The organism is Streptomyces griseochromogenes (assembly GCF_001542625.1).
GTDB classification, from domain to species: Bacteria; Actinomycetota; Actinomycetes; order Streptomycetales; family Streptomycetaceae; genus Streptomyces; species Streptomyces griseochromogenes.
This window is the reverse complement of the sequence record NZ_CP016279.1, coordinates 2,447,976-2,460,391: the sequence shown is the minus strand read 5'-3', so window position 1 is coordinate 2,460,391 and position 12,416 is coordinate 2,447,976. Positions and strand designations below refer to the sequence as shown.

General features: G+C 70.4%; 10 protein-coding genes. 7 read left to right on the top strand and 3 right to left on the bottom strand.

All coding sequences use genetic code 11. The features are described 5' to 3' along the window. Nucleotides 1–57 precede the first annotated feature (57 nt). Nucleotides 58–708: a TetR/AcrR family transcriptional regulator gene (locus AVL59_RS10610; RefSeq protein ID WP_067302000.1), complete on the top strand. Its 651-nt coding sequence runs from the start codon at nt 58–60 to the stop codon at nt 706–708. Here AVL59_RS10610 and AVL59_RS10605 read toward each other — a convergent pair. Beyond that, a complete protein-coding gene (locus tag AVL59_RS10605) occupies nt 677–1,312 on the bottom strand; it encodes a TetR/AcrR family transcriptional regulator (RefSeq protein WP_067301998.1) in 636 nt (211 codons plus the stop codon). The two genes, AVL59_RS10610 and AVL59_RS10605, sit on opposite strands and share 32 nt — an antisense overlap. 138 nt (nt 1,313–1,450) lie before the next feature. On the opposite strand from AVL59_RS10605, the gene AVL59_RS10600 reads away from it, so the two are divergent. The 6 genes from AVL59_RS10600 (at nt 1,451) to AVL59_RS10575 (ending at nt 8,359) form a co-directional block, all read left to right on the top strand. Beyond that, nucleotides 1,451–2,596, top strand: coding sequence for a VOC family protein (locus AVL59_RS10600; RefSeq protein WP_067317122.1), 1,146 nt, complete (start codon nt 1,451–1,453; stop codon nt 2,594–2,596). Further along, nucleotides 2,593–3,531 (top strand): fumarylacetoacetate hydrolase family protein, encoded by a 939-nt coding sequence (locus AVL59_RS10595; protein ID WP_067301996.1) that lies wholly within the window; start codon nt 2,593–2,595, stop codon nt 3,529–3,531. Before AVL59_RS10600 ends, AVL59_RS10595 begins: the two co-directional genes overlap by 4 nt. Continuing rightward, nucleotides 3,528–5,129: a bifunctional 3-(3-hydroxy-phenyl)propionate/3-hydroxycinnamic acid hydroxylase MhpA gene (mhpA, locus tag AVL59_RS10590; RefSeq protein WP_067301995.1), complete on the top strand. Its 1,602-nt coding sequence runs from the start codon at nt 3,528–3,530 to the stop codon at nt 5,127–5,129. The genes AVL59_RS10595 and mhpA overlap by 4 nt, the downstream gene beginning before the upstream one ends. A 16-nt stretch (nt 5,130–5,145) precedes the next feature. Beyond that, complete coding sequence (locus tag AVL59_RS10585) at nt 5,146–7,179, top strand: acetoacetate--CoA ligase (RefSeq protein WP_067301992.1); 2,034 nt, start codon at nt 5,146–5,148, stop codon at nt 7,177–7,179. Next, the gene (locus AVL59_RS10580; protein ID WP_067301989.1) at nt 7,176–7,529 is read left to right on the top strand and encodes a DoxX family protein; all 354 of its coding nucleotides are present in this window, start codon (nt 7,176–7,178) and stop codon (nt 7,527–7,529) included. Before AVL59_RS10585 ends, AVL59_RS10580 begins: the two co-directional genes overlap by 4 nt. A 125-nt stretch (nt 7,530–7,654) precedes the next feature. After that, on the top strand, nt 7,655–8,359 hold the full coding sequence (locus AVL59_RS10575; RefSeq protein WP_067301987.1) for a hypothetical protein: 705 nt from the start codon (nt 7,655–7,657) through the stop codon (nt 8,357–8,359). A 332-nt stretch (nt 8,360–8,691) separates the two neighbouring features. Here the strand turns inward: AVL59_RS10575 and AVL59_RS10570 are convergent, their stop codons facing one another. Both AVL59_RS10570 and AVL59_RS10565 read right to left on the bottom strand, forming a co-directional pair. Continuing rightward, the gene (locus tag AVL59_RS10570; RefSeq protein WP_067301984.1) at nt 8,692–10,020 is read right to left on the bottom strand and encodes a class I SAM-dependent RNA methyltransferase; all 1,329 of its coding nucleotides are present in this window, start codon (nt 10,018–10,020) and stop codon (nt 8,692–8,694) included. A 102-nt stretch (nt 10,021–10,122) separates the two neighbouring features. Further along, complete coding sequence (locus AVL59_RS10565; RefSeq protein WP_067301980.1) at nt 10,123–12,174, bottom strand: APC family permease; 2,052 nt, start codon at nt 12,172–12,174, stop codon at nt 10,123–10,125. Between the last annotated feature and the right edge of the window lie 242 nt (nt 12,175–12,416).

Genomic DNA, 12,416 nt, shown 5'->3' with positions numbered 1-12,416 from the left:
TGCGTGAGGGAGCACCGGCGCCCGCGGCTTTCCGGCAACCGTGAAGAGACAGAAGCCATGCAGACGACCGACGCCCTGGGCCGTACTCCGCAGCGCAGGGATGCTCAGTCCAACCGCAGACGCATCCTCGTGGCCGCCCGGCAGAAACTGCAGGAGGACCCCGCCGCGAGTCTCGACGGCATCGCTGAGGCGGCCGGCGTCGCCCGGCGCACCTTCTACGGACACTTCCCCAGCCGACATGCGCTGATCGCCGACCTGACTCAGGAAGCAGGCGATGAACTCCGGCAGGCATTCGCCACAGCCCGTACCACGGATGCCGACCCGATCGAGGCGATGACGCGGATGGTGCTGGCGGCATGGGCGGTGGGCGATCAATACCGCATGCTCATCGCCTTGGGGCGGCGTCATCCGGGCGAGGACGCGTTCCGCGCCACTGTGGCACCGGCCCGCGAAGAGGCCGTCGCGACCCTACGACGTGGTCAGCGCGAAGGCGTCTTCGCGGACCATCTTCCAGCACCCGTACTCGCTCAGGCGCTGGAGGCACTGGTGCTGGCACTCGCCGAGGAGAACGCCGCGCGCCCGTGGGCGGACCCCACGGGTGAAGCTGCATCGACTGCGTTCCTCGTAGCCGCCGGCGTGGCACCACAGGCGGCTGCGCTCCAGGTGCAGGACGTTGTCAGGCGGGGTCGGGCAGCGGGCGCCGGGTGACCTCATGGGCGTCGTCCGGCGGGACGCCGAGCATGCGCAGGACCATCTCGGCCAGGTCAGAGGCGGCCTCATCGCCGTCCAGGTCCGGACGGTCCAGCCTGAGAGCCACGAGGGACAGCAGGGTGCCGCCCAGGGCGGACAGGGCGGTGGTCGCGTTGCCGCAGGTGAAGCGGCCCGAGGCGATGCCGATCTCCAGGTCGCGCAGAGCGCGCGGGGAGAGGCCGGTGTCGGAGTGGATGTGGGACAGGCCGCGGTCGCGCAGGATCCGCATGAGTTCCGGGTGGGAGTCGGCCATCCGGGCGGTGAGCCGGAAGCCGGCCGCGACCAGCTCGGCCGGGTCGTCGACGCCTTCCACTCGCGTGTCGATGACCTGCCCGAACTCCTCCAGGGCGTCCGTCACCGCGGCGTCGAACAGCTCCGTCTTGGACTCGAAGTGGTTGTAGAAGGATCCAAAACCTACATCGGCGCGCTCGGCGATGGCCTGGATGCTGGCGCTGGTGTCCCCGGTCTCCGCGAGGATCTGCCGGGCCGCGCGGACGAGGGCCTGACGGGTTTCGGCGCGGCGCCGCTCGAAGCGGTTCTTGGGCGGGGCTGACGTCGGCATACGGCTCAGTGTAACCGCCGCCACGATGACTCTGCCATTACTGATGAGATCCTCAATTATTTGCGCTACGCCTATTGACGACGAGAAACGGCAGAGTTGATGATTTCCTCATTACAGCAGTGTTGCTTGGAGGACACCATGTCCCACATCCCGGTTAACAAGGGCGGTCCTCTGACGCCCCACCAAGACCTCCACAGTGAGCAGGGCGCCCTGCGTGGCGAGCATCCCGGACGAGCCCGCAATCCCGTGATCAGGGTGGCGGACCTGGCCTGGCTGGAGTTCGAGAAGCCGGATCTGGACCGGGCCGAGGTGTTCGCCCGTGACTTCGGCTTCGCGATCGCCGCCCGCACTCCGCACGAACTCTGGCTGCGTGGCACGTTCGCGGGCTCTCCCTGCATGGTCATCCGGCGTGGGCGCGCCTCCCGCTTCCTCGGGCCGGCGTTTCGCGCGGCCGAACGGGCCGATGTGGACCGGCTGGCCGCCGCCGTCGGACACACCGTCCGGGACATCGACGTCACCGGCGGCGGTCGGTCGGTCGCCCTGTTTGATCCCTCGGGCCTCCCGGTCCGGGTGGTGCACTGCGCCGAACCGCTGCCCGCGCTCCCCGAGCAGCCGCCGCTGCCCCTCAACACCGGCACCCGACCCCGCCGTACGAACGCCACCCAGCGTCCGCCCCGTGAGCCGTCCCGCATCCAGCGCCTGGGCCATGTGGTGCTGGAGACACGGACGTTCGCCCGCACCCTGGACTGGTACCTGGACACCCTCGGGATGATCGTGTCCGACTTCCTGTTCCTGGACGGGCAGCGCGGGCGCGGGCCGACCATGGCGTTCATCCGCTGCGACCAGGGCAGCCTGCCCGTGGACCACCACACCCTCGCCCTGCACCTGGGTCCCGGTACCGGCTACGTCCACTCCGCCTACCAGGTCACCGACCTCGACGCGATCGCCGCCGGCGGGGAGTACCTGGCCGAGCGCGGCTACCAGCGCAGCTGGGGCATCGGCCGGCACATCCAGGGCAGCCAGCTCTTCGACTACTGGCGCGACCCCGACCGCTTCATGCTGGAGCACTTCGCCGACGGCGACCTGTTCTCCTGCGACCTCGAACCCGGATGGGCACCGATGTCGGCGAGCGGCCTGGCCCAGTGGGGCCCGCCGGTCACCCGCGACTTCCTGGGGACCAACCCCTCTCCCGCCAAGCTGCGCGAGGTCATGACGGCCCTGCGCGACGACAACGAACTCGACCCCGCACGCCTGCTGGGCCTGATGAAAGCGATGAGCTCATGAGCACCAACGTTCTGCGCACCGCCGACGGCTGGTGGGTCGTCCGGGACGAGCGCGCCGTCCGCGTCGAGACCAAGGCGGTCACCACCGCCGAACTGCTCGCCGACCGGGACGCGGTCCGCGAGGCCGCCGCCTCCGGCGAGAGCGGCACGCCCGTCGCCGACCTGGTGGCGCTGCCCCCGGTCACCACCCCCTGCCGGGTGGTCGCCCAGATGGTCAATTACCGCAGCCACGCCAAGGATTCGGGCTTCACCGGCGACATCCCGCCCACTTTCTTCCGCAAGGCATCCGGCTCGATCAGCGGCCCGCACGAGACGATCGTCCGCCCCGCGCACGTGAACTTCCTCGACTACGAGGTGGAACTCGGCCTCGTCATGGGCGCACCGCTGCCCGTGGGCACTGTTGTGAAGGAGCGGGACCTGCCTTCGTACGTCGCCGGGCTCGTCCTCACCAACGACGTCAGCGCCCGCGACGTCCAGCTGACCAAGACCCAGTTCTACGAGAGCAAGTCCTACCCGACCTTCACACCGACGGGGCCGTACCTGGCCCTGCTGGAGCCCGAGGACTTCGCCCGTCTGATCGACCTGCGGCTGCGGCTGTCCGTCAACGGCGTACCGCGCCAGGACCGCACACTCGCCGACATGATCGTGCGACCGGCGCAGGCACTCACCCTGCTCGCCCGCTTCCAGACCCTCGACCCGGGCGACCTGCTGCTCACCGGCACACCTGGCGGCACCGCTCTGAAGGCCCCGCCCAAGCCGGTCGAGAAGATCGCCGCTCTGCTGCCGCCCGCCTTGAAGTGGAAGGCGTTCTTCAACGGCCAGGCCAAGAATCCCCTGTACCTGCGCAACGGTGACCTCGTCACCGCCACCATCGCCACCCCCGACGGGCACATCGACCTGGGCGAGCAGCGGACCGCTGTGGCGAACGCGACGTGAGCACCGCATCCCGGAGACCGGTGGTGATCATCGGCGCGGGGCCCGTGGGCGTTACGGCCGCGCTCCTGCTGGCCCGGCACGGAGTGCCCAGCCTCGTCCTGGAACGCCACCGGGACGTCTACCCCTTGCCACGCGCTGTCGTCGTGGACGACGAGGTGCGCCGGATCCTGCAGAGTGTCGGCATCCATGAGGAGTTCGCCGCCCTCGCCCGGCCGGCGCGCGGGCTGCGGCTGCTGGACGCCCGGCACCGGGTGATCGCCGAATTCGCGCGATCCCTGCACGGGCGTCACGGCTTCCCCCAGACCAGCATGTTCGATCAGCCGGACCTGGAGCGTCTGCTGCGCGACGCTCTGGCGCGCCGCCCGGAGTCTGAGCTGTGGGGCGGGGTGGAGGTCGTGTCCGTCAGCCAGGACACCGACGGGACGGCGCCGGTCCGGGTCACCTTCCGCCGCGACGGCAGCGACGAGGACGAGCACGTCTGGGCCGACGCCGTCCTCGGCTGCGACGGCGCCGGCAGCCTCACCCGCGACGCCATCGGCGCCGTATGGGAGGACCTGCACTTCGAGGAGAGCTGGCGGGTCATCGACGTGCGCACCAGCCGCCCGGTGCGGACCTGGGAGGGCGTCGACCAGATCTGCTGCCCCACCCAGCCCGCCACCTTCATGCGCCTCGGCGAGGACCGCTACCGCTGGGAGTTCCGGCTGCCCGCCGACGTACACCTGGACGGCCCGGACGGGCGGGAACGCCTGCGCGAGCTGGTCGCCCCCTGGGTGGACGTGCCGTCCGGCGTCGCGGGGGCCGACGACTTCGAGGTGATCCGGCAGGCGCAGTACACCTTCCGCGCCCGCCTCGCCGACCGGTGGCGCCAGGGACGCGTCTTCCTGCTGGGCGACGCGGCCCACCTCACCCCGCCCTTCATCGGGCAGGGTCTGTGCGCTGGTCTGCGCGACGCCCGCAACCTCACCTGGAAGCTTGCCCGCGTTCTCCGACAGGGCGCGGACGACAGGCTTCTGGACACCTACGAGCGCGAGCGCAAACCGCACGCCCGCTACGTGATCCGGCTCGCGGTGGCCATCGGCTGGGCCATGACGGGTGGACAGGACCGTGGCGCGGCACTCCGCCGGGCCGTCGTCGGCGCGGCATGCCGCGTCCCCGGCGTGACCACGGCGGTGAGCCGCGACCTCAGCCCCGCGCTGACCGCCGGCCCACTGGTACCGCGCCGTCCCGGGCTCATCGGACGCGGGCTGACCGGCACCTTCTGCCCGCAGCCCTGGGTGATCGTCGACGGCAGACGGACGCGCCTGGACGACGTCCTCGGAGACTCCTTCGCCCTCCTGACCGCTGTGCCGCCCACCCCGCACATGACGGCCGTGACCACGGCACTCGACGCAGCCACGATCCACGTCGATGACCTGGACGACGACGGCACACTGGCCGCCTGGCTGGCACGCGGCCGGGCGGACGCCGTCCTGCTGCGCCCCGACCGTGTCGTGATGGACATCGTCCCCGCCGGGGCCGGCCACTTCCCGGACCCCACCATCTGGGCCTCCCTGCTCCACACGGCCCGCCGTACCGCCGACGCCCGGCCCGTCACCTGACCAGGAGCACCACGCCATGACCACCCCGCATCCCACGCCGCGTCCGGAACCGTTCCTGCCGCCCGACCCGAAGACTGCCGCCGGCAGCCGCATCGCGGACTTCGCCCGCTGGGCCGCCCGGCACCAGGGCGCCGAAACGATCCAGGACCCGACCGACTACCGGGCCCTGCACCACTGGTCCGTCACCGACCTGGAGGGGTTCTGGGCGGCGGTGTGGCAGTACTTCGACATCGACGCCGCCACTCCGTACCAGCGGGTGCTGGCCGAGGAGACCATGCCCGGCGCCCGCTGGTTTCCCGGCGCCACCCTCAACTACGCCCACCACGCGCTGCGCAACCTGCACCTGGACGCACCCGCGATCACCGCCCTGGACGAGACAGGAGCCGACTACGAGATCACGGGCCGGCAGCTGCGCGCCCAGGTCGCCTCCGTTGCGGCCACCCTGCGCGGCCTGGGCGTCGGACAGGGCGACAGGGTAGTCGGCTACCTGCCCAACACCCCCCACGCCGTCATCGCCTTCCTCGCCACGGCCAGCCTGGGCGCGGTGTGGTCGGTGTGCGGCCAGGACTACGCCCCCAAGGCCGCCGCCGACCGCTTCACCCAGCTGGAGCCCACGGTTCTCATCACCGCGGACGGCTACCTCTTCAACGGCACCCGACACGACCGCCGCGCCGCCTCCCTCGAACTGGCCGACGCCCTGCCCACCCTGAGGGCCACGATGCTCGTGGACCACCTGGGCCTCACCTGGCCCGAGACCCGGCACACCAACCTGACGGTCCCCTGGGACGACGCCGCCACCCGCACCGAATACCTCACCATCACCCCGGTGCCGTTCGACCACCCCCTGTGGATCGTCTTCTCCTCCGGCACCACCGGCCTGCCCAAAGGCATCGTCCACGGGCACGGCGGCGTCCTGCTCGAACACCTCAAGACCCTCGGCCTGCACTCCGACCTCGGCCCCGGCGACCGCCTGCTGTGGTACACCACCACCCACTGGATGATGTGGAACCTGGTCGTTTCCACCCTGCTGACCGGCGCCACCACCTGCACCTACGACGGCAGCCCCGCGCCGGTGACACGCCCGGACATCCTGTGGGAGCTGGCGGCCCGCCACAAAGTCACCGTGTTCGGCACCAGCCCCCAGTACCTGCTGGCCACGGCCAAACTGGGCATCGAACCCTCCGCGCACGACCTGTCGGCCATCCGCGCCATCGGCAGCACCGGCTCCACCCTGCCCGCCTCCGCCTACCCCTGGGTCCGCGACCACGTCGGCGCGGGCATTCAGCTGGCCTCCACCAGCGGCGGCACCGACATCGTCTCCGCCTTCGCCGGCAGCGCCCCCACCACCCCCGTATGGGCGGGCGAGCTGTCCGCCCCCAACCTCGGCGTGGCGCTCGCGGCGTACGACAGCGCGGGACGGGCGGTCGTCGATCAGGTCGGCGAACTGGTCGTCACCCGCCCCATGCCCTCCATGCCGCTGTACTTCTGGAACGACGCCGACGGCAGCCGCTACCGCGACACCTACTTCGGCGCCTACCCGGACGTGTGGCGGCACGGCGACTGGATCACCCTCACCTCCCACGGATCGGTGATCGTCCACGGCCGCTCCGACGCCACCCTCAACCGCAACGGCGTGCGCCTGGGCAGCGCCGACATCCACGACATCGTCGAACGCCTCCCCGAGGTCACCGAAGCCCTGGTCATCGGCGCGGAGGAACCCGACGGCGGCTACTGGATGCCCCTCTTCGTCGTTCCCGCGCCTGGTGTCACGCTGGACGACGCCCTGCGCGAGAAGATCCGCGACGCCATCCGCACCGGCGCCTCCCCCCGCCACGTCCCCGACGAGATCCTCGCCGTGCCGGCCATCCCGCACACCAGGACCGGCAAGAAACTCGAAGTCCCGGTCAAGCGCCTCCTCCAGGGCGCCCCCGCCGAACAGGTCCTCAACCCCTCGGCGGTCGACAACCCGGACCTCGTCGCCTACTTCGCCGGCCTGGGAGCCGAACGCCGCCAGGCCCGTCACCCGCACACCGTCAAGGACGCCCCATGAGCCCCTCCGCCGCCCTGGCCTGTCCGATCGTGCTGATCTTCGCCCTGCTGGGCGCAGCCAAGATCCTGGCCCTCGGCCCGATGCCCGAGCTGGCCGCCCACGTCGGCTTCACCATCACGGCCTACCGGGTGATCGGTGCACTGGAGCTGGCAGGCGCCATCGGCGTGGCCCTCTGCCCGGTCCTACCGCTGCTCGGAGGGGTGGCCGGCGTCGGGCTCCTGATACTGCTCGCCGGTGCCGTGACCACTCACGTACGCAAGGGAGACAGGTTGCCGAAACTCGTCCCCGCAGTGGTGTGCGCCGCACTGGTCACCTGGTATCTCTCGCTCCTTGCCGGTGCCGGCTCGTGACAGGGGCCGAGCGATGGCTCGCCCCCCCGTGACCTGCGGAATCCTCCTGATCATCGGCTGCTGGCCGCAGGCGGCGGAGCCCCCTGAGTCCTGCCAACCCATGCCGCGGCTGGCACACTGAATCTGTGGTTCCGCTGATGACCGCGGCGGATCAGGCCGCGTCCTCATCACTCACAGGCGCCGGCGTGGTGTCGGTCTGCGCACTGCTCTTCACCGTCGCATCGTTCTGGTGGCTCAACGCCAGACAAGGGCGGCTGAAGACGTGGGAGCCTCACGCCTTCGCAGCGATCGTCCACTCATCCTCGACCCGCCTGCGGCTTCCGCTCGTGCTGCACAACACCGGCCCCAAGCCGATCGTCGTACAGGACCTCATCCTGACCTTTCCTGACGAGCCCGCTTCTCACCTGCCGCTTCTGTGGTTGTCCTCACCGTCCCGCCTCCAGCCGGGGCCGGACGAGGATGCGAAGCTGCCGGCGGGCTTCGTCGTGCCCGGCAGGGAAGCGCAACAGCTCTTCATCGAGTTCGAGGCACCGTTCTCCGGATTCATGCCGGAGGCCCGTGACTACAAGGTCCAGTTGCAAGCGCGGGTCGGTCACCGCAAGGGGTGGCGCCGCCTGCTGACGTTCACCCTGCGGGCCGCCAACATCATCGATCCGGATCGCTACACCGTCTACAACAACGCACCGGTCGAGCTGACGAAGGAAGATCAGAAAAGGGCGGATGCCGCACTCCTCGAACTGTTGAGAGAGCAAGGGGACAATTCCTCTCCGGACAGTGGGAGGCAGCGGAATCCTTCGAACGGCGATGACGACGCCGGCCCGAGCCGCTGACGCAGCACCTGCGAGCAGAACAGGACGGCTACCGCGGGTCCGCCCAGCCTGAGGACACCGCAGCGCCGCTGCTCCATGACGGGACCTTCGCCTTGCATCGAGAGTCGGCCGAGCAGACGTCATGACACTCCGCCGGAATCAGCGTCGGACGAGCGTCAAGACGTTCCCCCAACCGCCTCAGAAAGATCGTGGGAGCACCTCCCACTCGGCGTCCCGCTACGAGAAACAGGTGAGACCCATGCCGTGCACCTGCGAAACGCTTCACGCGGTGAACTTCGGGAAACAGGTCGAGCACCACCGACCACATCTGGAAAACCCAAGAAAGCCGCAGGTCAGAGCCCCTTTGCAGCAGGCTCCAAAATCCCCACGCACTCCACGTGCGACGTCATCGGAAACAGATCGAACGCCCGAAGCGTCCGCACCCGGTACCCGCCCTCCCGGAAGTACCCCAGATCCCGGGCCAGCGCAGCGGGATCGCAGGCGACGTAGGCGATGCGGCGGGCGCCGAGGGAGGCGAGGTGTGCGACCGTCTTGCGGCCCGCGCCCGCGCGCGGGGGGTCGAGGACGATGAGGTCGACCTCGGTGATGCCGGTGCGCGGGAGGACCGACTCGACCTTGCCCTGTTCGATGCGGACCCGCGGGAAGTCGGCCAGGTTGTGCCGCGCGTCCTCCACCGCCCGCTTGCCGGACTCGATACCGAGGACGGCGCCCTTCTCGCCGAGGCGGTCGGCGAGGGCGCCGGCGAAGAGGCCCACGCCGCAGTAGAGGTCGAGGGCCATCTCGCCCTTACGCGGCAGCAGGCCCTGCATCACGGCCTTGACCAGGGTGTCGGCGGCCTTCGGGTGGACCTGCCAGAAGCCGCCGCTGCCGACGCGGTAGGTGCGGTCGTCGGCGCGCTCGCGCACGAAGGCGCGGCCGTGGACGCGGTGGACGCCGCCGTCCTTCTCGTCGACGCGCATGACGGAGACGGGCCTGTCGAGCTCGACGAGCGGCAGCCGGGCGCCGGGCCTCGGCTCCAGGATGACCATGCGGTCCTGGGATCCCGTCGCGGCGATCGCCTCGACGGAGGCCATGCCGGACCAGTCCCGGTCCTCGATGCCGAGTTCGCTCACACCGGGCGCGGCGATCATGCAGTGCTCGATCGGTTCGACCTCGTGCGAACGGTGGCGGCGCAGTCCTGCGTTGCCGTCGGCGTCCACCGCGTACTGCACCCGCGTCCGCCACTGCGGCACCTCGCCCGCCGGGAGCTTGTCGCCCTCGGCCGGCATCACCGTGCCGTCCCAGCCCGCCTCCTCGGGGGTGAGGCCCGCGAGCCGCTGGAGCTGCTCGGCGATCACCTCGCCCTTCAGCCGGCGCTGGGCGCCCGGCTTGGCGTGCTGCCAGTCGCAGCCGCCGCAGCGGCCGGGGCCGGCGTAGGGGCAGGGGGCCTGGACGCGGTCCTTGGACGCCTCCAGGATCTCGACGGCGTCCGCGCGCAGGAAGCGGGCGCCCTCCTCGCCCTCCGTCACCCGGGCCACCACCCGCTCGCCGGGCAGCGCGTGCCGGACGAACAGCACCTGGCCCTCGGAGGTACGGGCGATGCAGTGGCCGCCGTGGGCGACGGGGCCGATCTCGACCTCGTACTCCTCGCCCACCAGAGACTTGGTCGGTTCTGCCTGCATGGTGGGGTGACTCCAGATCGGGGAGGGAAGCGGCCGCAGCCGGTGAGCCTGGCAACAGCCCACCAGTCTACGGCCTCTCTCCCGCGCTCAGTCCCTCGCGCCTCAGTCCTCGACGGTCGACGGCTCCTTCGGCCGCTCGGCCGCCGGACCGCGTCGGACCGCGCCCGGCGCGCTCCACTCCTGCCGCTTGCGGGCCCGCAGCTTGGCCGCTTCGGAGGACGCCAGCTGGTAGGGCACCGAGGTCACCATGACGCCCGGCGTGAACAGCAGGCGGCCCTTCAGGCGCAGGGCGCTCTGGTTGTGCAGCAGGTGCTCGTACCAGTGGCCGACCACGTACTCGGGGATGATCACCGAGATCGCGTCCCGCGGGGACTCCATGCGCAGGCCCTTGACGTACTCGATCACCGGGCGGGTGATCTCCCGGTACGGCGAGTCGAGGACCTTCAGCGGTACGTCGATGCCGCGCTGCTCCCACTCCTCGCGCAGCGCCCTGGTCTCCGCCGGGTCGACGCCGACCGTGACCGCCTCCAGGGTGTCCGAGCGCATCAGCCTGGCGTAGGCCAGGGCACGCAGGGTGGGGCGGTGGATCTTGGAGATGAGGACGACCGAGTGGACACGGGAGGGTCGGACGCTGTCGTCGCTCGGGCCCTCGGGGGCCGCGAGCTCTTCGGCGACGCGGTCGTAGTGCCTGCGGATCACGGTCATCGTCGCGTAGAAGATGCACATGCCCAGCAGGGCCACCCAGGCACCGTGCGTGAACTTGGTGACGAGGACGACGACGAGCACCAGGCCGGTGAAGAAGGCACCGAACGCGTTGATCGCGCGGGAGCGGATCATGTGGCGGCGCTTGGCCGGGTCCCGCTCCGTCGCCAGGTGGCGGTTCCAGTGCCTCACCATGCCGGTCTGGCTGAGCGTGAAGGACACGAACACGCCGACGATGTACAGCTGGATCAGGCGGGTGGAGTCGGCGCCGTAGACGACCGTCAGCAGGGCCGCCGCGCCGGCGAGCAGCACGATGCCGTTGGAGAAGGCGAGGCGGTCGCCGCGGGTGTGCAGCTGGCGCGGGAGGTAGCGGTCCTGGGCGAGGATCGAGCCGAGCAGCGGGAAGCCGTTGTACGCCGTGTTGGCCGCCAGGAAGAGGACCAGGGCGGTCGCCGCCGCGAGCACGATGAACAGGAAGCTGCCCTTGCCGAACACCGCCTCGGCGACCTGGGAGATCACCGGGTTCTGGACATAGCCGGAGCCGAGCGGGTGGCCGTTGTGGATCAGGTCGGTGGCCGGGTTCTCGGCCATGCGGACCTTGGTCGACATGGCGAGGGCGATGATGCCGCAGAACATGGTGACGGCAAGCCCGCCCATCAGCGCGAGCGTGGTCGCCGCGTTCTTCGACTTGGGCTTGCGGAAGGCCGGGACGCCGTTGGAGATCGCCTCGACGCCGGTGAGCGCGGCGCAGCCGGAGGAGAAGGCGCGCAGCAGCAGGAAGACCAGGGCGAAGCCCGCGAGACCCTGATGCTCGGCCTTGATGTGGTAGTCGGCCGTCGGGGCGTGCATGGTGTCGCCGAGGACCATGCCGCGGAAGGCACCCCACGCGATCATGATGAAGACGCCGCCGACGAACACGTACGTCGGGATCGCGAAGAGCTTGCCGGACTCCTTCACGCCGCGCAGGTTCATCAGCGTCAGCAGAACGATCACGGCGACCGCGCACAGCACCTTGTGCTCGACCACGAAGGGGACCGCGGAGCCGAGGTTCTCGATGCCGGAGGCGATGGAGACGGCGACGGTCAGGACGTAGTCGACGAGCAGCGCGCTGGCCACGGTGAGGCCGGCCTTGGGACCGAGGTTGGTGGTGGCCACCTCGTAGTCGCCGCCGCCGCTCGGGTAGGCGTGCACGTTCTGCCGGTAGGAGGCGACGACCGTGAACATCAGCACGACGACCGCGACGGCGATCCACGGGCTGAAGTGGTAGGCCGACACGCCCGCGATGGACAGGACCAGAAGAACCTCCCCCGGCGCGTAGGCGACGGAGGACAGCGGGTCGGAGGCGAAGACGGGGAGTGCGATGCGCTTCGGCAGGAGCGTTTCGCCCAGCCGGTCACTGCGCAGTGCGCGCCCGATCAGGATCCGTTTGGGCACGTCGGTCAGTTTGGACACGACAGAGGATCGTAAGGCTTCGAACAGGCAGCCGCCCACCCGGTGTCCGTGTTCTGCCTCACGAGTGAAATCACAGGCGCCCTGGACTGCGGATTCCGTGGTCCGCGCGCCCCCCGTGTCTAGATGGCAGACCCCGCCCTTCACCGCACTTCGGAGGTCCCATGCCCGCGACCGCAGAGCTGATCGGAGCGACGGTCACTCTTCTCGGCCTCGGAATCCTGACCCTGTGCAGCGTGCGCAGC

What these genes read in the sequence shown, in the direction of transcription:
- AVL59_RS10610 (WP_067302000.1), top strand. Translation starts at nt 58, where the DNA reads ATGCAGACGACCGACGCCCTGGGCCGTACTCCGCAGCGCAGGGATGCT.
- AVL59_RS10605 (WP_067301998.1), bottom strand. Translation starts at nt 1,312, where the DNA reads ATGCCGACGTCAGCCCCGCCCAAGAACCGCTTCGAGCGGCGCCGCGCC.
- AVL59_RS10600 (WP_067317122.1), top strand. Translation starts at nt 1,451, where the DNA reads ATGTCCCACATCCCGGTTAACAAGGGCGGTCCTCTGACGCCCCACCAA.
- AVL59_RS10595 (WP_067301996.1), top strand. Translation starts at nt 2,593, where the DNA reads ATGAGCACCAACGTTCTGCGCACCGCCGACGGCTGGTGGGTCGTCCGG.
- AVL59_RS10585 (WP_067301992.1), top strand. Translation starts at nt 5,146, where the DNA reads ATGACCACCCCGCATCCCACGCCGCGTCCGGAACCGTTCCTGCCGCCC.
- AVL59_RS10580 (WP_067301989.1), top strand. Translation starts at nt 7,176, where the DNA reads ATGAGCCCCTCCGCCGCCCTGGCCTGTCCGATCGTGCTGATCTTCGCC.
- AVL59_RS10570 (WP_067301984.1), bottom strand. Translation starts at nt 10,020, where the DNA reads ATGCAGGCAGAACCGACCAAGTCTCTGGTGGGCGAGGAGTACGAGGTC.